18 protein-coding genes are annotated in these 21,867 nt (G+C 67.5%); 16 read left to right on the forward strand and 2 right to left on the reverse strand.

The window, feature by feature from the left end; all coding sequences use genetic code 11:
- Positions 1–53: 53 nt before the first annotated feature.
- The 4 genes from ubiE to ACXI0D_RS14985 all read left to right on the forward strand — a co-directional run bounded on the left by ubiE (position 54) and on the right by ACXI0D_RS14985 (position 4,479).
- Entirely contained in the window at positions 54–815 is a 762-nt protein-coding gene (gene ubiE / locus ACXI0D_RS14970) for a bifunctional demethylmenaquinone methyltransferase/2-methoxy-6-polyprenyl-1,4-benzoquinol methylase UbiE (RefSeq protein ID WP_006471026.1), read from the forward strand.
- 255 nt (positions 816–1,070) lie between these two features.
- Positions 1,071–2,999: a M1 family metallopeptidase gene (locus tag ACXI0D_RS14975; protein ID WP_014038524.1), complete on the forward strand. Its 1,929-nt coding sequence runs from the start codon at positions 1,071–1,073 to the stop codon at positions 2,997–2,999.
- A 125-nt stretch (positions 3,000–3,124) separates the two neighbouring features.
- Positions 3,125–3,856 carry a hypothetical protein gene (locus tag ACXI0D_RS14980; protein ID WP_049443690.1) on the forward strand — a complete coding sequence of 244 codons (732 nt, stop codon included), beginning with the start codon at positions 3,125–3,127 and terminating at the stop codon, positions 3,854–3,856.
- A complete protein-coding gene (locus ACXI0D_RS14985) occupies positions 3,856–4,479 on the forward strand; it encodes an HAD family hydrolase (protein ID WP_049443688.1) in 624 nt (207 codons plus the stop codon). Before ACXI0D_RS14980 ends, ACXI0D_RS14985 begins: the two co-directional genes overlap by 1 nt.
- 143 nt (positions 4,480–4,622) lie before the next feature.
- On the opposite strand, the gene ACXI0D_RS14990 is transcribed toward ACXI0D_RS14985, so the two are convergent.
- Positions 4,623–5,561, reverse strand: a complete 939-nt coding sequence (locus tag ACXI0D_RS14990) for a carbohydrate kinase family protein (RefSeq protein WP_479642730.1) — start codon at positions 5,559–5,561, stop codon at positions 4,623–4,625.
- A 283-nt stretch (positions 5,562–5,844) separates the two neighbouring features.
- On the opposite strand from ACXI0D_RS14990, the gene ACXI0D_RS14995 reads away from it, so the two are divergent.
- From ACXI0D_RS14995 to ACXI0D_RS15035, 9 genes are all read left to right on the forward strand, one after another.
- Complete coding sequence (locus ACXI0D_RS14995) at positions 5,845–6,891, forward strand: rod shape-determining protein (protein ID WP_005419402.1); 1,047 nt, start codon at positions 5,845–5,847, stop codon at positions 6,889–6,891.
- A gap of 121 nt (positions 6,892–7,012) precedes the next feature.
- Complete coding sequence (gene mreC / locus ACXI0D_RS15000; protein WP_119006791.1) at positions 7,013–8,395, forward strand: rod shape-determining protein MreC; 1,383 nt, start codon at positions 7,013–7,015, stop codon at positions 8,393–8,395.
- A complete protein-coding gene (gene mreD / locus ACXI0D_RS15005) occupies positions 8,392–8,877 on the forward strand; it encodes a rod shape-determining protein MreD (protein WP_005419400.1) in 486 nt (161 codons plus the stop codon). Before mreC ends, mreD begins: the two co-directional genes overlap by 4 nt.
- A gap of 3 nt (positions 8,878–8,880) precedes the next feature.
- Complete coding sequence (gene mrdA, locus ACXI0D_RS15010) at positions 8,881–10,956, forward strand: penicillin-binding protein 2 (RefSeq protein WP_049443684.1); 2,076 nt, start codon at positions 8,881–8,883, stop codon at positions 10,954–10,956.
- Entirely contained in the window at positions 10,953–12,065 is a 1,113-nt protein-coding gene (gene rodA, locus ACXI0D_RS15015) for a rod shape-determining protein RodA (protein WP_049443682.1), read from the forward strand. Before mrdA ends, rodA (ACXI0D_RS15015) begins: the two co-directional genes overlap by 4 nt.
- 122 nt (positions 12,066–12,187) lie before the next feature.
- A complete protein-coding gene (rodA, locus tag ACXI0D_RS15020; RefSeq protein WP_479642731.1) occupies positions 12,188–13,282 on the forward strand; it encodes a rod shape-determining protein RodA in 1,095 nt (364 codons plus the stop codon).
- 1,060 nt (positions 13,283–14,342) lie between these two features.
- A complete protein-coding gene (gene mltB / locus ACXI0D_RS15025) occupies positions 14,343–15,488 on the forward strand; it encodes a lytic murein transglycosylase B (protein WP_101766094.1) in 1,146 nt (381 codons plus the stop codon).
- Positions 15,485–16,756, forward strand: a complete 1,272-nt coding sequence (locus ACXI0D_RS15030; RefSeq protein ID WP_049443676.1) for a septal ring lytic transglycosylase RlpA family protein — start codon at positions 15,485–15,487, stop codon at positions 16,754–16,756. The genes mltB and ACXI0D_RS15030 overlap by 4 nt, the downstream gene beginning before the upstream one ends.
- Before the next feature lie 100 nt (positions 16,757–16,856).
- Complete coding sequence (locus ACXI0D_RS15035; RefSeq protein ID WP_479642732.1) at positions 16,857–18,074, forward strand: D-alanyl-D-alanine carboxypeptidase family protein; 1,218 nt, start codon at positions 16,857–16,859, stop codon at positions 18,072–18,074.
- A 226-nt stretch (positions 18,075–18,300) separates the two neighbouring features.
- Here the strand turns inward: ACXI0D_RS15035 and ACXI0D_RS15040 are convergent, their stop codons facing one another.
- On the reverse strand, positions 18,301–19,377 hold the full coding sequence (locus tag ACXI0D_RS15040) for a lipid A deacylase LpxR family protein (protein ID WP_479642733.1): 1,077 nt from the start codon (positions 19,375–19,377) through the stop codon (positions 18,301–18,303).
- A gap of 336 nt (positions 19,378–19,713) precedes the next feature.
- Between ACXI0D_RS15040 and ACXI0D_RS15045 the strand changes: the two genes are divergently transcribed.
- Genes ACXI0D_RS15045 through lipA form a run of 3 tightly spaced genes read left to right on the forward strand, consistent with a single transcriptional unit; the run spans position 19,714 to position 21,719 of the window.
- Positions 19,714–19,992, forward strand: a complete 279-nt coding sequence (locus tag ACXI0D_RS15045; RefSeq protein WP_005411067.1) for a YbeD family protein — start codon at positions 19,714–19,716, stop codon at positions 19,990–19,992.
- Entirely contained in the window at positions 19,980–20,690 is a 711-nt protein-coding gene (lipB, locus tag ACXI0D_RS15050) for a lipoyl(octanoyl) transferase LipB (protein WP_014038512.1), read from the forward strand. Before ACXI0D_RS15045 ends, lipB begins: the two co-directional genes overlap by 13 nt.
- 18 nt (positions 20,691–20,708) lie before the next feature.
- On the forward strand, positions 20,709–21,719 hold the full coding sequence (lipA, locus tag ACXI0D_RS15055; protein ID WP_049442836.1) for a lipoyl synthase: 1,011 nt from the start codon (positions 20,709–20,711) through the stop codon (positions 21,717–21,719).
- The last annotated feature ends 148 nt before the right edge of the window (positions 21,720–21,867 follow it).

Below are 21,867 nucleotides of genomic sequence, written 5' to 3' on the forward strand. Positions count from 1 at the left end.
CATGATACGGGCAGGGGGTGCCGCTGGCCCCCGGCGGTGCGATAATCGGGGCCATGAGCGAATCCCCCTACAAAGCCGGTACCACCCATTTCGGGTTCCGCGACGTCGCCGCCAAGGACAAGCAGAAGCTGGTCGGCCAGGTGTTCACCTCGGTCGCGCGTAACTACGACCTGATGAACGACCTGATGAGCCTGGGCGTGCACCGGGCGTGGAAGCGCTACTACGTGGCGACCGCGCAGGTGAAGCCGGGCGACCGCGTGCTCGACCTGGCCGGCGGCACCGGCGACATCGCCGCCCTGCTGAAGGAGCGCGTCGGCGCCGAGGGCTCGGTGGTGCTGGGCGACATCAACGCCGGCATGCTGTCGGTCGGCCGTGACCGCCTGACCAACCGCGGCCTGGTGCTCGGCCTGGACTACGTGCAGTGCAACGCCGAAGCCCTGCCGTTCCCGGACAACAGCTTCGACCTGGTCACGATTGCCTTTGGCCTGCGCAACGTGACCGACAAGGACGCTGGCCTGCGCGAGATGTACCGCGTGCTGAAGGTGGGCGGCCAGGCCCGCGTGCTGGAGTTCTCCGAAGTCACCGCGGACTGGTTCAAGCCGATCTACGACTTCCACTCGTTCAGGATCCTGCCCAAGCTGGGCAAGCTGTTCGCCAACGATTCGGACAGCTACCAGTACCTGGCCGAGAGCATCCGCAAGCACCCACCGCAGGATGAACTGAAGGCGATGATGGGGCAGGCCGGTTTCGAGCGCTGCCACTACAAGAACCTGACCGGCGGCATCGTTTCGATCCACTCCGGCTACAAGCTGTAAAGCGTGTGGGGCCGCCGGGCATGGCCCGGCGCTACCTGTTCTGGTAGGTGCCAACCTTGGTTGGCACACGCTTGCACCGGGCGCTGACACATCCGTGCCAACCAAGGTTGGCACCTACCTGTGGATGCCGACCTTGGTTGGCATGTGCGGGAGGCGCAGGATCAGCCCCGCCCGCCATTACCCCGCACCGCGCAACGCCTGCGGGGCCGCAGGGAGGTACCATTGGGGGTCTGATCCCCGTAACGGTCCCGATTCATGCGTAATCCGCTGATGCTCCTTCCGCTGGCCGTGGCCCTGGCCGCCGGCTGCTCCCAGGAGGCGGCCGCGCCCGCCGCCGCCCCGACTGCCGCAAAGGCTCCCGCCGCCCCCGTGAACGCCGAGAACCGCAGCCACGACGAAAGCTCGTACGCCGAGCCGGACAAGGTCGTCATCAAGGACATCGCGCTGGATCTGAAGCTGGACTTCGACCAGAAGCAGATCGGCGGCACCGCCACCTACACCCTGGAATGGAAGCAGAAGGATGCCAAGCAGCTGGTGCTCGACACCCGCGAGCTGACCGTGTCCAAGGTCGAGGCCGTCGCCGCCGATGGCGCGCGCAGCGCGCTGAAGTTCGAGCTGGCCCCGGTCGACAAGGTGTTCGGCAGCAAGCTGACCATCGAGGCCCCGGAACAGCCGGCCAAGGTGGAAGTGACCTACCACACCGCACCGACCGCTTCGGGCCTGCAGTGGCTGGCGCCGTCGATGACCGAGGGCAAGAAGCTGCCCTTCATGTTCAGCCAGTCGCAGGCGATCCACGCCCGTTCCTGGGTGCCGCTGCAGGACACCCCGAGCGTGCGCTTCACCTACAGCGCGCACGTGGTCTCGCGCCCGGACGTGATGGTGCTGATGAGCGCCGACAACGATCCGAAGGCCGCGCGTGACGGTGACTACACCTTCAAGATGCCGCAGCCGATTCCGTCGTACCTGCTGGCCATCGCCGCCGGTGACCTGGTGTTCGAGCCGATCTCCGGCCGCTCCGGCGTCTGGGCCGAGCCGACCATGGTCAACAAGGCCGCCAAGGAATTCGAAGACACCGAGAAGATGATCGGTGCCGCCGAGAAGCTGTATGGCGAATACCGCTGGGGCCGCTACGACATGCTGGTGCTGCCGCCGTCGTTCCCGTTCGGCGGCATGGAGAACCCGCGCCTGACCTTCGCCACCCCGACCGTGATCGTCGGTGACAAGTCGCTGGTCTCGCTGGTCGCACACGAACTGGCGCACAGCTGGTCGGGCAACCTGGTGACCAACGCCAGCTGGAAGGACATCTGGCTCAATGAAGGCTTCACCACCTACGTCCAGGGCCGCATCACCGAAGCCCTGTACGGCAAGGAGATGGCCGAGATGGAGAAGCAGATCGACCAGACCGACCTGCTGGCCGAAGTGAAGGACATGAGCCCGGCCGACCAGGCGCTGGCGCTGCCGCCGCTGAACGAGCGTGACCCCGACGAAGCCCTCAGCCAGGTGGCCTATGTCAAGGGCTCGTGGTTCCTGGAATTCCTGGAACAGCGCTTCGGCCGCGAGACCTTCGATCCGTTCCTGCGCGGTTGGTTCGATGACCACGCATTCCAGAGCGCGAACACCGACCAGTTCGTCGAGTACATGAAGAAGAACCTGCTGCCGAAGAATCCGTCGGCAGTGACCGAGGCCGAACTGAAGGCATGGCTGGACGAGCCGGGCATTCCGGCGTTCGCGGCCAAGGCGCAGTCGCGCAACTTCAGCAGTGTCGATACCGCGCGCATTGCCTTTGCCAGCGCCGGCACCGTGCCGAGCAGCCAGGTCATCGCCGACTGGAGCACGCAGGAATGGGTGCGCTTCATCGACGGCCTGGGCGCGACCCAGCCGCTGGACAAGCTGGCCACGCTGGACAAGGCGTTCCACTTCACCGGCACCCCGAATGGCGAGATCGCCATGCGCTGGTACCCGCTGGCGATCCGCAGCGGTTACGAGCAGGCCAATGAAGGTGCAGCCGCGTTCATCGAGCGCGTCGGTCGTCGCAAGCTGATCATGCCGATCTACGCCGAACTGGTGAAGACGCCGAAGGGTCTGGAGCTGGCCAAGCAGGCCTTCGAAAAGGCCAAGCCGGGCTACCACCCGATCACCACCGCCTCGGTCCAGGACATGCTGGCCAAGGCCGAAGCCAAGTAAGAAGACGCGCCGGGTATCCCCCGGCGCTTTTCTTTGTAGAGTCGAGCCATGCTCGACTGGCTCTTCAACAGCAGTCGAGCATGGCTCGACTCTACAAGAATGCGAAAACACCAAGGACCTCCGCCATGAAACGACTGATCCTGCTCACCGCCTGTGCCCTGGCCCTGGCCGCCTGCAGCAACCCCGAGGAAGAGCGCAAGGCGCAGGAAGCCGCCGCGGCCGCCGTGCAGGCGCAGAAGGAGGCCAAGGCCGAAGACGTGGCCAAGCAGTACGACATGGCCGTGGCCGCGCAGGACTGGGAACGCGCGCGCCTGCATGGCGCCTCGCTGCTGGACCAGTACAAGGACACCGCCGCCGCCGAGCGCATCGCCGCAGGCTTCGACGAGGTCAAGGCCAAGGGCGATGCCGCGCGCGACCTGCGCCGCATGCAGGCGCTGTGGCAGTACAACCAGATCCCGGTAGGCAGCAAGGGCAACCAGGTTTCGGCGCAGATCTACAGCAAGGAACGAGTGGACGTGGATGGCAGCGGCGCCAAGCCGGTGCAGCTGGTGTTCCGCGATCATCCGGAGTGGAAGCGGCATGCCTACCTGGTGCTGCAGGCCGGCGATTTCCGCTGCCCGCAGTGCACGGTGAAGGTGACCGTGGACGACGGCAAGCCGATTTCCATGGCGGCGTGGCGGCCGAAGACCGATGAAGCCATTGCCCTGTTCATCACCGACCAGAAGGCGCTGTGGAAGCTGGCGCGCAAGGGCAAGTCGATCAGCATCGAGTTCCCGGTCAAGGCTGGCGGCACGCGCACGGCCGTGTTCGAAACCGGCGGTGTCGACGCCAGCCGCATGCCGCAGTGGTGGCAGTGATGATCGCGACGGGCAGCGCAGTGCACGCGTTGTCCGCGATCCGGCACTGGGTGTTCGACATGGACGGCACGCTGACGGTGGCCGTGCATGATTTCGCCGCGATCCGCCGCGCGCTGCAGATTGCCGCGGAGGAAGACATCCTCGACCATATCGCAGCGCTGCCGGATGCACCGGCCCAGGCCAAGCGTGAGTGGCTGCTGGATCACGAACGCGCGCTGGCCGAGGACGCACTGCCGGCGCCGGGTGCGGTGAAGCTGCTGCGTGCGCTGGCAGCCGACGGTTGCCGGCTGGGCATCCTGACCCGCAACGATCATGCGCTGGCGAAGCTGACGCTGGACGCGATCGGGGTTGGGGAACTGTTCGACGATGCCGACATCATCGGCCGCGATGAAGCCGTGCCCAAGCCCTCACCGGATGGGCTGCAGCAGCACCTGCGGCATTGGGGCATCGCAGCGTCGGAGGCGGTGATGGTCGGTGACCACGCCTACGACCTCGAGTGTGGCCGCGCCGCGGGCACGCACACCGTGCTGGTCAACCTGCCGGAAAATCCGTGGCCGGGCCGTGCCGACTGGCATTTCGCCGATTGCCGCGACCTGTTGGCCGCTTGGCAGCAGAAGGGGTAGTGCCGGCCGCTGGCCGACAGTGTCGACCAGGGTCGACACCTACCAACAGCATTCCCGATAGCGCATCGGGTGGAAAGCCCCCTTGTTGTTCAAGGGGGCGCGCCGAAGGCGCGGGGATAAGGTGGAATGCGCGAGCAATCTGGTTACGCGCTAAGCGCGTAGCCAAATTGCTGTTTGAACTGCTCGTTGAACTCATCAAAGGTGAAGCGCTGGTTCTGCGTGCCCGGGTGCTCGACCTTCAGCGCGCCCATCAGGTTGCCCATGCGGCCGATGGTCAGCCAGTCGTAGCCCTTCTGGATGCCGTAGATCAGGCCGGCGCGGAAGGCGTCGCCACAGCCGGTCGGGTCGACCACGCGGCGCTCGTGTGCCGGCGGGATGTCGTAGCTCTTTTCCGGGGTGTGGATGACCGCGCCCTTCGGGCCGCGAGTGGTGATGTAGGCCTTGACCCGGCTGACGATCTCCTTCTCGTCCCAGCCGGTGCGTTCCTGCAGCAGGTTCGACTCGTAGTCGTTGACCACCACGTAGTCGGCCTGCTCGATGAAGGCGCGCAGCTCCGGTCCGTTGAACAGCGGCATGGCCTGGCCCGGGTCGAAGATGAACGGAATGCCGTCTTCGTGGAATTCCTGCGCGTTCTGGATCATGCCTTCGCGGCCATCCGGGCCGACCAGGCCCAGGGTCACGCCCGGCACGCCACGCACGTGGTTCTCGTAGGAACGCATCATCGCGCCCGGGTGGAAGGCGGTGATCTGGTTGTTGTCGTGGTCGGTGGTGATGAACGCCTGCGGGGTGAACAGCTCATCGATCACGCGCACGCGCGTCAGGTCGATGCCCAGGCCTTCGAAGTATTCGCGGTACGGGCCGAAGTCCGAACCCACGGTGCCCATCGGGATCGGCTGGCCGCCCAGCAGGTGCAGGTTGTAGGCGATGTTGCCGGCGCAGCCGCCGAACTCGCGGCGCATGCGCGGCACCAGGAAGGACACGTTCAGGATGTGCACCTTGTCCGGCAGGATGTGATTCTTGAACTGGTCCGGGAACACCATGATGGTGTCGAAGGCAAGAGAACCACAGATCAGAGCGGACATCGATGTAAGCCTATGCGGTGAATTTTGGGGTGGGCCGGCCCGGTTCAGCGGGCAAGCAAACGGCGCCCTTGGGCGCCCGACGGCGCAAAGGTTACCCGCTGGTGCCGCTCAGGGCCAGAACCGGGTGAGACCCGATCAGGCCGAAAGCCTGTGAAGACGCGGGTTCAGCTAGTTTTTTCCTTGCTCGGCGGCAGGCGGGTTGCTAGGCTTGTCGGCCTCGAATTCTGCCCATTTTTTCGCCATCCCGCGGCGGGCACGACACCCCTCAGGACTCCTTCCTCAGATGTTCAAGAAACTCCGTGGCATGTTCTCCAACGACCTGTCCATCGACCTGGGCACGGCCAACACCCTCATCTACGTGCGCGGGCAGGGGATCGTGCTGAACGAGCCGTCGGTCGTGGCCGTGCGCCAGGACCGTGCCATCGGTGGCACCCGCTCGGTGGCAGCCGTGGGCGCCGAAGCCAAGCAGATGCTGGGCCGTACCCCGGGCCACATCACCACCATCCGCCCGATGAAGGACGGCGTCATCGCCGACTTCACCTACACCGAGGCGATGCTCAAGCACTTCATCAAGAAGGTGCACAAGTCGCGCGTGCTGCGCCCGAGCCCGCGCGTGCTGGTCTGCGTGCCGGCCGGCTCGACCCAGGTCGAGCGCCGCGCGATCAAGGAATCGGCCGAGGAAGCCGGTGCCCGTGACGTGTTCCTGATCGAAGAGCCGATGGCCGCCGCGATCGGCGCCGGCATGCCGGTCACCGAAGCCCGTGGCTCGATGGTCATCGACATCGGCGGCGGCACCACCGAAGTGGCGGTGATCTCGCTCAACGGCATCGTCTATTCGGCCTCGGTCCGCATCGGCGGCGACCGCTTCGACGAGTCGATCACCAACTACGTGCGCCGCAACCACGGCATGCTGATCGGTGAAGCCACCGCCGAGCGCATCAAGGTCGAGCTGGGCTGCGCCTACCCGCAGGCGGAAGTGATCGAGATGGAAATCTCCGGCCGCAACCTCGCCGAGGGCGTGCCGAAGATGATCAAGATCAGCTCCAACGAGGTGCTTGAAGCCCTGCACGAGCCGCTGTCGGGCATCGTCAGCGCGGTCAAGCTGGCGCTGGAGCAGACCCCGCCGGAACTGTGCGCCGACGTCGCCGAGCGCGGCATCGTGCTGACCGGTGGTGGCGCTCTGCTGCGCGACCTGGACCGCCTGATCTCCGAGGAAACCGGCCTGCACGTGCAGGTGGCCGACGATCCGCTGACCTGCGTGGCCCGCGGTGGCGGCCGTGCGCTGGAGCTGGTGGACATGCACGGCAACGAGTTCTTTGCGCCGGAATAAGCCGTCCCGGCCGTTCCTGCCCGCCGCGCCCTTCCGGGGTGCGGCCCGCCGCGATGGCGGGCCGGCACCGGCGGGGCGCCCGCGTGTTTCCCTTCCGCCTTCTGCCAGTTGAATCGTTGCCGTGCCGCCCTACGCCGGTCCTCCCGTTGCCTCCCGATCCGGTGATGCCGCCAGCCCCCTGAGGTTGCTGGCTTACCTCGCATTGGCCATCACCCTGATCGTGCTCGACGACCAGGCCGGCTGGCTGGCGCGCCTGCGCGAGCAGGCCAACAGCCTGGTGCAACCGGTATGGGCGCTGGCTGGCCTGCCCGGCAAGCTCGGCAACCAGGTCAAGGATTCCGCCGCCAGCCACACCCAGCTGGTGACCGAGAACCGCGAACTGCGCAACCAGCTGCTGCTGGCCAACGCGCGCCTGACCCGCCTGCAGACCGCCGCGCTGGACAACGCCCAGCTGCGCGAACTGCTGAACGTGGCCGAGCGCAGTGGCCTGGACGTGCAGCTGGCGCCGATCCTGGACATCGACCTGGACCCGGTGAAGCAGCGGCTGGTGCTTGATGCCGGCACCCGCGAGGGCGTGCATGTCGGCCAGGCGGTGATCGACGCCGGCGGCTTGATGGGGCAGGTGATCAGCGTCACCGGCGGCACCTCCACCGTGCTGCTGCTGACCGACCCCGACCACGCGGTGCCGGTCACCGTGGCCCGCAACGGCGTGCGCCTGATCGTCTACGGCCGCGGCGACAAGCTGGAGCTGCGCGACATTCCGCTCAGCGCCGGCGTGGAAGTGGGCGATGAGATCGTCACCTCCGGCCTCGGCGGGCGCTTCCCGGCCGGCTTCCCGGTCGGCACCATCACCGGCCTGCGCCCGGACGATACCCATGCCTTCCTGGTCGGCGAACTGAAGCCGGCGGCCCAGCTCGACCGCGGCCGCGACGTGCTGTTGCTGCGCCCGGGCGCGGCGATCCGGATTCCGCCGGAACTGCGCCTGCAACTGGAAGCCACCGCGCCGGGCGGCCCGGCCAGCGCCGCTGCCGCGCCGGCGGGAGCCGTGCCTGCGGCAACCACACCGGCCGCCACCGCGCCGGCACCCGTCCCGGCAACGCCTGCACCGGCCGTGGGCCGGTCACCGGCTCCGTCTGCGACGCCGACGGTGGCCCCGGCCTCCTCGCTTGATCCTGCTGCTCCGGTAGTGCCGGCCGCTGGCCGGCAGCAATCCTCGTCTGTGACGAGGAATGCTGCCCCCGCATCCTCCCTTGCCCCCCCGCCTTCGGCGCGCCCCCTTGAACAACAAGGGGGCTCTCCACCCGATGCTGGGTCGGCCCGGGTAGTGCCGGCCGCTGGCCGGCAACCGGCTCCGTCTTCGACGAAGCCGGTTGTCCCCGCATCCTCCCTTACCCCCGCGCCGTCGGCGCGCCCCCCTCAACAAGAGGGGGGCTCTCCCCCGGCCAGCTCCACGGTAGTGCCGGCCGCTGGCCGGCAACCGACCACGCCGGAGGCCCAGCGATGAGCCGTCTGCGAGACAACCCGTGGGTGCTGCCGGCCAGCCTGGTGGTGGCGCTGCTGCTGGGCCTGCTGCCGTTGCCGGCGCTGCTGCAGCCGCTACGCCCGTACTGGCTGGCGCTGGTGCTGGCGTACTGGGTCATCGAGGCGCCCGAGCGTGTCGGCCTGGGCATCGCCTTCGCCAGCGGCGTGGTCGCCGACCTGCTGTACGGCGGCGTGCTGGGCGAACAGGCGCTGCGGCTGGTGATGCTGGCCTTCATCCTGCAGCGCTTCCGCGCCCGCATCCGCTTCTTCCCGATGTCGCAGCAGATGCTGGCCATCGGCGGCCTGCTGTTCAACGACCGCATCGTCAGCGCGCTGGTCCACATCGTGGTGGATGAGCCGACCCTGCCGTGGTCGTACTGGTGGGCACCGCTGCTGGGCATGGGCCTGTGGCCGCTGGTGTTCGTGCTGCTGGACGCGGTGCGCTTCGGCAAGCGCGGGCGCTGAGCCATGATCCCGCGCCGCCAGGTCAAGAACCCGCACGCCGAAGCCGAACAGTTCCGCCGCCGTGCGGCGCTGGGCTTCCTGGGCGTGCTGGTCTGCCTGCTGGGCCTGGGGGGCTGGTACTTCAAGCTGCAGGTGCTGGACCACGACGTCTACGCCACGCGCTCGGAAGCCAACCGCATCAAGCCGCGGCCAGTGGTGCCCGGGCGCGGCATGATCTACGACCGCAACGGCCGCCTGCTGGCCGAGAACGTGCCGGCGTTCCGCCTGGACGTGACGCCGGACAAGGTCAAGGACATGGACGCCACCCTGGAAGGGTTGGCGAAGATCATCAACATCAGCCCGGAAGAGCTGGAAGCGTTCAACAAGTCGCGCAAGGCGCGCCGCAAGTTCCTGCCGGTCACGCTGAAGCTGCGCATGAGCGACGAGGAGATGGCGCGCTTCGCGGTCGACCGCTGGCGCTTCCCCGGCGTCGAGCTGGAGCCCTACCTGACCCGCCGCTATCCCTACGGCGATCTGTTCGCGCACATCATCGGCTACGTCGGCCGCGTCGATGACAAGGACCTGGAGATCCTCGGCGAAGGCAACGCTGCGCTGACCCACATCGGCAAGTCCGGCCTGGAGCGCTATTACGAGCAGCAGCTGCGCGGCAAGGTCGGCTACGAGCAGGTCGAGACCAACGTGCAGGGGCGTGCGATCCGCACCATCGGCCGCGTCGCCGCGCAGTCCGGCGCCGACCTGCGGCTGTCGATCGACGCCGACCTGCAGCGTGCGATGGTCGCAGCCTTCGGTGACCAGGAAGGCTCGGCGGTGGCGATGGACCCGCGCACCGGCGAAGTGCTGGCGATGGTCAGCCTGCCGTCCTACGACCCCAACCTGTTCGTCAACGGCATCTCGCATGCCGACTTCAAGGCGCTGAACGAAAACCCGTCGCGGCCGCAGTTCAACCGCCTGGTGCTCGGTGGCGTCGCCCCCGGTTCCACGCTGAAGCCGCTGATCGGCCTGGCCGGCCTCGATTCGGGCGTGCGCCGCCCGGAAGACAAGGTGCTGTCCACCGGCATGTTCTACCTGCCGGGCACCTCGCGCGGCTGGGGTGACGCCCACCGTGGCGGCCACGGCTGGACAGACCTGCGCAAGTCCATCGCCGAATCGGTCAACACCTATTACTACAAGCTGGCGCTGGATCTGGGCATCGAGCGCTTCGACCATTACATGGAGTACTACGGCTTCGGCCAGCCGACCGGCATCGACCTCACCGGCGAGATCGGCGGCATCCTGCCGTCGCCGGCCTACAAGCGGAAGAGCCGCAAGGAAGCCTGGTACCCCGGCGATACGGTCAACATCAGCATCGGCCAGGGCGACTGGAAGGTCACCCCGCTGCAGCTGGCGCGCGGCGTCAGCGCACTGGCTGACGGCCAGCTGCGCACCCCGCACCTGGTGATCCAGCAGCGCGACGGTTTCGACAGCGACTGGTCGGCGATGCCGGCTGGCGAGAGCAAGCCGGTCAGCCCCAACCCCAACAACGTGCAGGCCGTGCGCGAGGGCATGATGGCGACCATGCGGCCCGGCGGCAGTGGCTGGCGCGTGGCGGTGGGTGCGCCGTACGTGATGGCCGGCAAGACCGGTACCGCGCAGGTCATCAGCCGCAAGGGCACCGCCGCCGTGAATCCGAAGAGCTTGCCGATGCACCTGCGCCACCGCGCGCTGTTCGTCGGCTTCGCGCCGGCGGACAATCCGGTCATCGCGATCGCGGTGGCCGTGGAAGGCGGTGGCTACGGTGGTTCGGCGGCCGCGCCGATCGCCCGCAAGGTGTTCGACGCCTACCTGCTGGGCAAGATGCCCGAAGGCATGCAGCCGCTGGACAGCGAGCGCGGCACCACCGCCATCGGCGCCACCGCGTTCGACAACGAAGACGCCGGCGCGCGCCAGGCTGGCGACCTCGCCGCGGCGCAGCTGGGAGAACATCCGGTGCTGGTCGGCGTGCCTGCGCCGGAACCTGCACCCGCACCGCAGCCGGGTACGCCGGCCGCCGCCGCGCTGCCTGCCACGCCGCGCCCGACCCCTGCGGAGCCAGCACGATGAGAGTGTTCCTGCGCTGGGCCGGCGACATGCTGCGCCGCTTCTTCAGCACGCTGGACTGGGTGCTGTGCCTGGCCCTGGGTGCGCTGATGGTGATCGGCCTGGCGACCTTGAAGAGTGCCGGTGGCGACAGCCTGGTGATGGCGCAGGGCGCGCGTTTCGCGGTGGGCATGGCCGCACTGTGGGGCATCTCGCGGGTGCCGATCCTGCGCATCCGCTCGGCCACGCCGATGATCTACGCGATCTCGATGATCCCGTTGCTGGCGGTGTTCGTGCTGGGCACCGGTAAATATGGCCGGCAGTGGCTGGACCTGAAGTTCTTCTACCTGCAGCCGGCCGAACTGCTGAAGGTCAGCCTGCCGATGATGGTGGCGTGGTACCTGCACAAGATGCCGCTGCCGCCGCGCTTCAGCACCGTGCTGACCGCGCTGGTCATCATCGGCGTGCCCACCGGCCTGGTGATGCTGCAGCCGGACTTCGGTACCGGCGTGCTGATTGCCGCCAGCGGCGTGTTCGTACTGCTGCTGGCGGGCCTGCCGTGGTGGTGGGTCGGCCTGGGCGTGGGTGGCGTGGCCGCGGTCGCGCCGGTGGCCTGGTTCTGGTTGCTGCGGCCGTACCAGAAGGACCGCATCATGATGTTCCTCGACCCGGAGATGGATGCACTGGGTGCCGGCTGGAACATCATCCAGTCGAAGATCGCGATCGGTTCCGGCGGCTTCGATGGCAAGGGCTGGGGCGAGGGCTCGCAGTCGCACCTGAACTTCATTCCCGAACAGACCACCGACTTCGCGTTCTCGGTGCTGAGCGAGGAGTTCGGCTGGATCGGCGTGGCCACCGTGCTGGCGCTGTACCTGGTGGTGATCGGGCGCTGCCTGTGGATCGCCAGCCAGTCGCGCGATTCCTATTCACGCCTGCTGGCCGGCGCCACCGGCCTGGCGTTCTTCGTCTATGTGCTGGTGAATGGCGGGATGATTTCCGGGCTGCTGCCGGTGGTCGGCGTGCCGATGCCGCTGATCAGCTACGGTGGTACCTCGGCGGTCTCGCTGCTGGCCGGTTTCGGCCTGGTGATGGCGGTGCGCAGCCACAATCCGGTGCATGGCGGCTACGGTTGAGTCCGGCGTCGGGGTCAGATCCCTTTTCCCACAGGAAAAGGGATCTGACCCCAGAGCTCGGCTACGGAGAGCAGGGGCGTCCTGACAGCTTCACGCAAGCGCCCGTTGCTACCGTGGCCAGCGTGGAATGGAAACGACTGCTTGGCGGCTGCCGTGAGGTGGTGCGCACCATCGATCTGCCGTTGCTGGCTGCCTTGTTGATCCTGATGGGCGCGGGCCTGGCGGTGCTGCACAGCGTGTCCGGGCCGGTGGGTGGCCAGGCAGCGCGCTTTGCCGGTGGGCTGCTGGCCATGTGGCTGCTGTCGCGCGTGTCGCTGCTGCGCCTGCGTGCATGGACACCGGCGTTGTATGCGCTGTCGATGTTGCCGCTGATGGCGGTGTACGTGATCGGCACCGGCAAGTACGGGCAGCGCTGGCTCAACCTGGGCGTGTTCTACCTGCAGCCGTCCGAGCTGCTCAAGCTGAGCCTGCCGTTGATGATGGCGTGGTACCTGCACCGGCAACCGCTGCCGCCGTCGCCGCGCACGGTACTGACCGCCGCAGTGCTGATCGGCGTGCCGGCGGTATTGATCCTGATGCAGCCCAATCTCGGCACCGCCACCTTGGTCACCGCCAGCGGCGTGTTTGCGTTGTTGCTGGCTGGACTGCACTGGGGCTGGGTGGCGACGGGTGCGGCAGGGCTGGCGGTGGCTGCACCCCTGGCCTGGTTCGGCCTGTTGCGGCAGTACCAGAAGGATCGCGTGCTGACTTTCCTCGACCCGGCGGCAGACCCGCTCGGCACCGGCTGGAACATCCTGCAGTCGCGCATCGCGATCGGTTCCGGTGGCTGGGAGGGGCGTGGCTGGGGGCAGGGCACCCAGGCCACGCTGGATTTCCTGCCCGAGTACACCACCGACTTCGCGTTTTCGGTGCTGGCCGAGGAGTTCGGCTGGATCGGCGTGGCGACGCTGTTTGCGCTGTACCTGTTCGTGGTCGGGCGTTGCCTGTGGATTGCAGTGCACGCGCGCGATACGCATGCGCGGTTGCTGGCCGGCAGTCTGGGGCTGGCGTTCTTCGTCTACGTGCTGGTGAACGGTGGAATGATCTCCGGCCTGCTGCCGGTGGTGGGCATTCCGATGCCGCTGATCAGCTACGGCGGGACCTCGGCGGTTTCGCTGTTGGCCGGCATCGGGTTGGTGATGGCGGTACGCGGGCACCGGCCCGTGCACGGGGCATAGGGTTTCCAGCCAACGGCGCAGCCCCTCGTGGGTGGTCGTGCAAAGCAGTTCATGGGTGGGGCCGGGTAGATGGGCTGCGCAGGGGACGCTGCAAGTACGTCCATGTAAGCTCGGTCGCCGCATCCATGCGGCTCACGCCCCTGCGCAGCCCATCTACCCGGCCACGGACAGGTTCCGTGCGCGTCTACCCACGGAGAAGAAAGAGAAGATCAAAAGCGGGTCGCGGCGCTGCGCTTGCTCGTGAGCCGAGCATGGCTATGCCGGTCGTCCTGACCGGCACCCTTCGGGCCGTCGCCATGGGCGACGTTGGCAGCGGCTCCTGCCGCTGCCTTCGGCTCTACAGGAAGCAATGAAGCGGGCGGCCAAGCTGGTTTTGCTTTTGATCTTCTTTTTCTTTTCCGTGGGTGGACGAACACGGAATCTGCCAGCGGCCGGGTGGGTGGGCAGTGCGGGGTGTCCGCGGCATGGATGCCGCGGCCAAGCCCCCATGGATGGGTTCACGGCGTCCCCGCAGTGCCCACCCACCCGGCCAGCCCTCAGCAATCCGGCTTTCAGCGACCAATTCCACCCACGAGGGGCTGCGCCGTTGGCTGGAAACTTCCTGGCTCTGCGCAATGCCCGTTGTGGAATCGTTCTCACAACGACGCACAGCAGCACGCGCTCTGACCAATTTCCAGAAAAAATGTTAGCTGGTTCACACTTTTACAGCGCGTTGATCTTGATCAATGGACTTGTCGTAATCGGCCTGCACAATGGCGGCCCGTTCGGCACGGCGCGCCGTCAATCGATGCAGCGCGAGGGGGCGTCGGGCGGGAAGCAGTACTGATCCAACGGGTACAGGGAGCGCGGGGTACTGCCACTGGGGAGCGGCAGCCGCGCAGGTACCGACCGGATCCGGTCGCCGGTTGCGTCTGCGGGGATGGGGACGCAACCGGCAACCTCTATCTGAATGGGGCAGGGTGATCACGACGTCTTCACATTTCCCGCTGAACACGGGCAAATCGTTGTGATTCATGGTGTTAGGGGTTTTAATTCATCCATGACCTGCTAACCTGCGACGATGATTCGACGCACTCTGGCCTGCATGCTCACCCTCGGCCTGGTCGCCTGTGCGACCCAGCCGAAGTCCCCACCGTCTTCGCCCCAGGCCAGCAGTACGCCGCGCCAACCCGCCGCCAAGGCCCATGGCCCGGCCGAGGCTGCGCCCGAAGCCACCGCTGCCACCGCGCCGCCGGTCGATCTGACTCCGGTGCCGTTCGAGGTCGCGCGGGCCCGCTTCATTGCCGATACCGCCAAGCGCTATGGCCTGAAGCCGGAGCAGATCAGCAGCGTGCTCGACCAGGCGCAGGTGCGCCAGCCGATCATCGCCGCGATGTCGCGCCCGGCCGAGCGGGTGAAGCCGTGGAACGAATACCGGCCGATGTTCATCAGCAAGGCGCGCATCGATGGCGGCCGCGCGTTCCTGGCCCAGCACCGTGCCGAACTGGATCGCGTGCAGCAGCGCACCGGCGTGCCGGCCGAAGTGATCGTGGCGATCATCGGCGTGGAAACCAGCTACGGCAAGAATGCTGGCAGCCATCGCGTGCTCGATGCGCTGTACACGCTGGCGTTCTATTACCCGCGCAGCGGCGACCCGGCCAAGCTGGAACGCGAAGTGCGCCGCGAGCTGTTCTTCCGCGATGAGCTGGCCAAGCTGTTCGAGCTGGGCCGCGAAGAGAACCTGGACATCACCACGCTCAAGGGCAGCTATGCCGGCGCGATGGGCATGGGCCAGTTCATGCCGTCCAGCTATCTGGATTACGCCGTGGACGGAAACGGTGATGGCCGCCGCGACCTGTTCACCAGCTACGACGACGTGTTCTCGTCCATCGCCAACTACTTCGTGAAGAAGGGCGGCTGGGTGCGTGGCGGACAGGTGGCCGTGCCGGCCACGCTGGCGCCGGGACGCGAGGAGTTCAATCCGACCGAATGGATGCCGACCTGGTCGATGGCCGACCTGGCGCAGCGCGGCTACCAGCCGAGCGCGTCGGTGCAGCCGGGCGCCACCGCCACCCCGATCACGCTTGAAGGCAGCACCGGCAAGCAGTACTGGCTGGGCTTCCAGAACTACTACGCGATCACCCGCTACAACCTCTCGAAGATGTACGCGATGGCCGTGTTCCAGTTGTCCCAGGCCATCGCCGGACAGGAGCTGCCCCCGGCATGAACATCAGATGGCTGGTCCCAGGCTTGATCGTCCTCGCGTTGGCTGCCTGCAGCAGCGCGCCGAAGAAGCCGGCCACGGCCGGCCATGGTGGCAAGTCGGGTGGCACCCTGGTGCAGGGGCGCGGCTCGCGCCCGGCACACTGTCCGGAAGGGTCGCCGTACGCGGCGGCCAAGGAAGACCTGAGTACCCGCGGCAACTACACCGCCGGTGGCCTGTACAAGCCGGGCGTGCGCGACAGCACGCCGGATTACATTCCCAACGTGGCCTGCATTCCCGAGCCGGAAGTGACCGCCGAGGAGCGCTCGGCGATCGGCAACAAGTCGCCGTACGTGGTGCTGGGCAAGTCGTACAAGGTGCTCGACGATACCCATGACTATGTCGAGCGCGGCACCGCGTCGTACTACGGCGCCAAGTTCCATGGTCGCCTGACCTCCAACCGCGAGGTCTACGACATGTACCAGTTCACCGCCGCGCACAAGACGCTGCCGCTGCCCAGCTTCGCCCGCGTGACCAACCTCGACAACGGCGAGTCGGTGATCGTGCGCGTCAACGATCGCGGCCCGTTCCACGATGGCCGCGTGGTCGATCTCAGTTATGCCGCCGCGGTGCGCCTGGGCATCACCCAGCGCGGCACCGGCAACGTCGAAGTGCGCGCGCTGCAGCCGGGCGAGAGCAACCTGCTGGCGCAGAAGCCGTCGCGCCGCGAGCGTCGTGCCGCCGAAGCGGCAGCCGCGGTGGCAAGTGCGCGCCCGGCACCGACCGCGCGCGCAACCGCCGACAGCGATATCGATCGCCTGGTCAAGGGTCTGCCGGCCGATGGCATGCCGGCGCGTGGCCAGCCGGCCACCACCCAGGGTGTGGCCAGCACTGTGCCAGATGTGGCGGTCAGCAGCCTGCCGCCGAGTGCGCCGCTGGTGCGCAGCACTGCACCGGCACCGGTTGCAGTCGCCAGCGCTGCGCCGCGCGCCGTCGCGCCGGCACCGGTGCGCACCGTCGCCGCTACGCCGGCGGCACCCAGCCTGTCGCAGCAGGTGGTGGGCGCGGTGATGGTGCAGGTCGCCAGCTTCTCCAGCCGAGACAACGCCAACCGCGCGATGGGCCAGCTCAATGCCGCCGGCATCGTCGGTGCGACCATCAGCGACATCGCCGCCGGTGGCCGCACGCTGTTCCGCCTGCGCGTTCCCGCCAACGACCATGCCAGTGCGGCGGAACTTGTCGGCCGCATCGCCGGTCTGGGCCTGGGTTCGCCGCAGATCGTCAAGGATTGATCCGCCCGGGCCGGTGCTGCCGGCCCATGCTCCCCCGGCCTTACAATGGCCGTTACGTTCCACCCTCCATTCCCGGCCGTCCCCTGGAGCCTGCTGTCCAATGAATTTCCGTTCCGCCGCCACCGCCCTGGCCGCCACCCTGGTGGTGGGCCTGGCTTCCGCCCAGACGCCGCTGCCGACCCCGGCCACGCCGGCGCCTGCCGCCGCTGCTGCCCCGGCCACCGTCGCCACTCCGCCGGCCCCGGCGCCGAGCGTGTCCAAGGCCTGGGTCCTGATGGATTACGCCACCGGCCAGGTGCTGGCTGGCGAGAACATCCACGAGCAGCTGGCCCCGGCCAGCATCACCAAGGTGATGACGTCCTACGTGATCGCCGCCGAGGTCAAGAACGGCAAGGTCCGTGCGGATGACCAGGTGATGATGAGCGAGCGCGCCTGGCGCGAGGGTGGCGCCGGCACCGATGGCAGCTACAGCGGCTTCCCGGTCAACCAGACCGCACGCCTGGAAGACATGGAAAAGGGCATGGCGATCCAGTCCGGCAATGACGCCGCGATCGCCCTGGCCGAGCACGTGGCCGGCAGCGAAGAAGCCTTTGCGTCGCTGATGAACAGCTACGCCGCCAAGATCGGCATGAAGGACTCGCACTTCGTCAACGCCCATGGCCTGACCGCACAGGGCCACCACAGCACCGCCTACGACCTGGCGCTGCTGGGCCGCGCAATGGTGCGTGATTACCCGGAAACCTACGCGTACAACAAGATCAAGGAATTCCAGGTCGGCAACATCAAGCAGCCGAACCGCAACCTGCTGTTGTGGCGCGATGGCAGCGTGGACGGCATCAAGACCGGCCACACTTCCGAAGCCGGCTACTGCCTGATGAGCTCGGCCCAGCGTGGTGACCAGCGCCTGATCGCCGTGGTGCTGGGTGGTTCGTCGGAGAAGCAGCGTGCCGACGACAGCCTGGCCCTGCTGAACTGGGGCTTCCGCTTCTTCGAGACCCACCGCCTGTACGAGCCGGGCAAGGCCGTGGCCGAGCACAAGGTCTGGAAGGGCACCACCGACAAGGTGCAGCTGGGCGTGGCCCAGCCGATGCTGGTGAGCGTGCCGCGCGGCCGCTACAACGACCTGAAGCCGAGCATCGACGTGCCCAAGACCCTGGAAGCACCATTCACCGCCGGCCAGCAGATCGGCACCGTGAAGGTCACCCTGGATGGCAAGGTCATCGCCGAGGCACCGCTGGTGGCCGTGGCCGCCGTCGAGCAGGCCGGCTTCTTCAAGCGCCTGTGGGACAGCTTCTGGATGTGGTGGGAATCGGAATGATCCACGCCCCGGCGTGGTGAACGAAAAGGCCGGCGAAAGCCGGCCTTTTCTGTTCTGGGATGCCGCTTGCGCATGAATCCTGCCGGATGTGGGTAGTGCCGGCCGCTGGCCGGCTCCTCATGAACCCATCCGGATGTGGGTAGTGCCGGCCGCTGGCCGGCACCCCATGAACCCATCCGGATGTGCCAACAGCCGGCCAGCGGCCGGCACTACCTCAGCCCCTCGCTTACAGCGAGCGGCTGATGGTGAAGCTGCCGAACACCGGCGACTGGCGCTGGCCATCGAATTCGCGGGTGCTGTGGTAACGCGCGACTGCGAATTTCCAGCGCCCACGCATCACCGCGATGCCGTAGCCGCCCTGGGCCACCACGTGGCGCTTGTCCACACTGTGGCTGCTGCGGAACGTGTTGCCGTCCAGGGTGATGTCGCGGATCATCCACGCCGCGTCGGTGGTCACGAACAGGTGCCATGACCAGCCGTTGGGACGACCACCACGGGTCGGTGCCGTGTTCTCGCCGGCCGGACGCAACGGTGTGCTGCCGAAATCATCGGGCAGCTTCCAGCCGAAACGCACTTCGCCACCGGCATTGGCCTTGGTTTCCAGGTTGCCGATCGCACCACCGTAGTGGCTGATCGCATCCCAGCCCCAGCCGCCGGCATTGACGCTGGCATCGGCCGGCCAGCGGCGCATGCGCTCGTGGGTCAGCATGAACACCGGTTCGTTGTGCAGCTGGTTGTCCCAGCCCTCGAACTTCTTGTCGCCCAGGAGGTTGTGCACCGCGTCCTGCACCTGCTTGCCCTGAGCCCACGGACCGACCACGCCCAGCGTCAGCTGGGTGGTCTGCAGGCGGTCGCCGCTGCGCGCGTTGAAGCCGAAGCTGGCGATCAGCACGCCGGCATACGGGCGGTCATCCTTGATCAGATCGCGGCGGGCCGGGTCGGTCGGGGTGAAGATGCCCTGGCCGATGCTGAAGATCATGTTCTGCTGTTCGAACCTGCCGGGGTGCAGCCCTTCCAGGTACTGGTTCACCCAGCGCGCCATGCGCGGCAGGCAGGGGTCGTCGGTGTAGTCGACCAGGTTCGGCGAGACCAGGGTCAGCTGCGCGCCGTTGGTGTAGCCCTGGTCCTGGTGGCGGCCACCGAACAGGTCGTTGTCGACGCGGAAATTGATCTGCGGCGGGTGGTCGCGCATGGCGTCCGGGCCACACTGTTCGGCCGCCTGGGCGGCAAGGGGAAGGGTAGCGGCCAGCAGGCCGGCCAGCCCGAGGGCTGCGACACTACGCATGGATGATGGAATGCTCATGGGGAAGGGGGCGGTTTTCTGTCGTTTTCTGCAACGCCACGGTACTCGCGCCCGCGCGTCGGAACGAGCGCGTTGGGATCACTTGTCTGTTCCGAAAACAACATTGTCCGACGGACACAATTTGTTACCCGATCAGGCGCCGGTACCGTTCCACGCAGGCGCCGCAGCTCGCCCTGGGGGTGCTGTGGCCCGGCCGCAGCGGGGGATTGCAGTCAGCTGCGGTTGGGCCTTCGGCCCGGGCGCCGGGGCCGTCTGCAACGCAGCAGGCCGCCCGTGCCGTCTTTGACGTTGATGAATACTCTTGGGTTTGTCGCCCTGCGGCCCGATAATGGGGCCATGGAAATCAAGTCCGACAACCCCGACCACGGCTTCCAGTTCCCCGGCCAGTTCGAGCTCAGCGCCATGGGCCCGGCCAACCGCGGCCTGGAGCATGAGCTTCCCCGTCTGCTGCTGGCTGCCGGCATCGATGTGGTGAACGAACGCATCAGCTGGAAGCATTCGTCCAACGGCAAGTACGTGTCCGTCCGTATCGTGTTCAAGGCCGAGAGCCGCGAGCAGTACGACCTGGCGCACCAGGCACTGCGCGACCACCCGGAAGTGAAGTGGACGCTGTAGCCGACAGCTGCCCGGCCGAAGCCGCCCCGGAAGACCGCGCGCCGCGTCCGGCGGTGGTCCGTGACCTCGGCCGCCAGGCCTATGAACCGGTGTGGCGCGCCATGCAGCGCTTCACCGACCAGCGCAGCGACGCCGACGCCGACGAGCTGTGGGTAGTCGAGCACGATCCGGTGTTCACCCTGGGCCAGGCCGGCAAGGATGAGCATGTGCTGGCGCCGGGCGATATCCCCGTGCTGCACGTGGACCGTGGCGGCCAGGTGACCTATCACGGCCCCGGCCAGATCGTGGTCTATCCATTGCTGCGCCTGCCGCGGCTGGGCATCGGCGTGCGCGACTACGTGTGCCGCATCGAGCAGGCGCTCATCGATACCCTGGCCGAGTGGAACATCGGCGCCGAACGCCGCGAGGGCGCCCCGGGCGTCTACGTCGGTGGCGCTAAGATCGCCGCGCTCGGCATCCGCGTGCGCCGCGGCTGCACCTTCCATGGCCTGGCCTTCAACGTGGCCATGGACCTGGAACCCTTCCACCGCATCAACCCCTGTGGCTATCAAGGGTTGCAGGTGACCTCGGTGGTAGACTTGGGCGGCCCCTCCGGGATGGATGCCGTCAAGCCGGTGCTGCTGGACCACCTGGCCCGCCAGTTCGGCCTGCTGCTGCAGCACACGCCGGAACTGCCCGATCTTTCTGCGGCCGCCTGACCGCCCCCCGGAACTGCCATGACTGAAACCACCGCCCGTTCCATTCCCCTGCAGATCGTGCAGGGCGACTCTCCGTCCGCCGCGCCGTTGCAGGCCGGGGTCAAGCAGCTGGGCGGTGACAAGATCAACCGTTCGCCGGTGCAGTTCGCCGACGCGCCGGTGCTGCGCAAGCCGTCCTGGATCCGCGTGCGCATTCCCTCGGGCAATGCCGTGCAGAACCTGAAGGCCAAGCTGCGCGAGAACCGCCTCGTGACGGTGTGCGAGGAAGCCAGCTGCCCGAACATCCACGAGTGCTTCGGCCATGGCACCGCCACCTTCATGATCCTCGGCGAGGTCTGCACCCGCCGCTGCTCGTTCTGCGACGTGGCCCACGGCCGCCCGAAGCCGCCGGATGCCAACGAGCCGGCCAGCCTCGGCCAGACCGTGGCCGACATGGGCCTGAAGTACGTGGTGGTGACCAGCGTCGACCGCGATGACCTGCGCGATGGCGGTGCCCAGCACTTCGTCGACTGCATCACCGCCATCCGCGCGAAGTCGCCGGGTACCCGCATCGAAGTGCTGACCCCGGACTTCCGTGGCAAGGGCCGCATGGAGCGCGCGCTGGAGATCCTGGCGCAGAACCCGCCGGACGTGTTCAACCACAACATCGAGACCGTGCCGGACCTGTACCGCAACGTGCGCCCGGGTGCGGACTACCAGTGGTCGCTGAACCTGCTGAAGAACTTCAAGGCGCAGCACCCGGACGTGCCGACCAAGAGCGGCATCATGCTGGGCCTGGGCGAAGAGTTCGAACAGATCAAGGCCACCATGCGCGACCTGCGCGCGCATGACGTGGACATGATCACCATCGGCCAGTACCTGCAGCCGACCGCGCACCACCACCCGGTACTGAAGTACTGGACCCCCGAGGACTACAAGGCGCTGGAAGACTACGGCTACGAGCTGGGCTTCAGCCACGTGGCCTCCGGCCCGATGGTGCGCTCGTCGTACCACGCCGACGTGCAAGCCAAGGGCGCGGGCGTCCGGTAAGCGGTTGCCGCCGGGCCACGGCCCGGCGCTGCCAATGGGTGCCACCACCAGCATGGTGGGTGCGGACCGTTGGTCCGCACGCCTTTGCCTGCATTCACAATTTGCTACACCGGCCCCGCTAGGCTGGTTTTCCACCGAGCGCGGCCGG

It is taken from the genome of Stenotrophomonas sp. C9D9, assembly GCF_056491205.1.

What these genes read in the sequence shown, in the direction of transcription:
- ACXI0D_RS14975 (WP_014038524.1), top strand. Translation starts at nt 1,071, where the DNA reads ATGCGTAATCCGCTGATGCTCCTTCCGCTGGCCGTGGCCCTGGCCGCC.
- rodA (WP_049443682.1), top strand. Translation starts at nt 10,953, where the DNA reads ATGAGAGTGTTCCTGCGCTGGGCCGGCGACATGCTGCGCCGCTTCTTC.
- ubiE (WP_006471026.1), top strand. Translation starts at nt 54, where the DNA reads ATGAGCGAATCCCCCTACAAAGCCGGTACCACCCATTTCGGGTTCCGC.
- ACXI0D_RS15030 (WP_049443676.1), top strand. Translation starts at nt 15,485, where the DNA reads ATGAACATCAGATGGCTGGTCCCAGGCTTGATCGTCCTCGCGTTGGCT.
- ACXI0D_RS15045 (WP_005411067.1), top strand. Translation starts at nt 19,714, where the DNA reads ATGGAAATCAAGTCCGACAACCCCGACCACGGCTTCCAGTTCCCCGGC.
- mreD (WP_005419400.1), top strand. Translation starts at nt 8,392, where the DNA reads ATGAGCCGTCTGCGAGACAACCCGTGGGTGCTGCCGGCCAGCCTGGTG.
- ACXI0D_RS14990 (WP_479642730.1), bottom strand. Translation starts at nt 5,561, where the DNA reads ATGTCCGCTCTGATCTGTGGTTCTCTTGCCTTCGACACCATCATGGTG.
- ACXI0D_RS14985 (WP_049443688.1), top strand. Translation starts at nt 3,856, where the DNA reads ATGATCGCGACGGGCAGCGCAGTGCACGCGTTGTCCGCGATCCGGCAC.
- mltB (WP_101766094.1), top strand. Translation starts at nt 14,343, where the DNA reads ATGATTCGACGCACTCTGGCCTGCATGCTCACCCTCGGCCTGGTCGCC.
- ACXI0D_RS14980 (WP_049443690.1), top strand. Translation starts at nt 3,125, where the DNA reads ATGAAACGACTGATCCTGCTCACCGCCTGTGCCCTGGCCCTGGCCGCC.
- ACXI0D_RS15035 (WP_479642732.1), top strand. Translation starts at nt 16,857, where the DNA reads ATGAATTTCCGTTCCGCCGCCACCGCCCTGGCCGCCACCCTGGTGGTG.
- mrdA (WP_049443684.1), top strand. Translation starts at nt 8,881, where the DNA reads ATGATCCCGCGCCGCCAGGTCAAGAACCCGCACGCCGAAGCCGAACAG.
- lipA (WP_049442836.1), top strand. Translation starts at nt 20,709, where the DNA reads ATGACTGAAACCACCGCCCGTTCCATTCCCCTGCAGATCGTGCAGGGC.
- ACXI0D_RS14995 (WP_005419402.1), top strand. Translation starts at nt 5,845, where the DNA reads ATGTTCAAGAAACTCCGTGGCATGTTCTCCAACGACCTGTCCATCGAC.
- ACXI0D_RS15040 (WP_479642733.1), bottom strand. Translation starts at nt 19,377, where the DNA reads ATGAGCATTCCATCATCCATGCGTAGTGTCGCAGCCCTCGGGCTGGCC.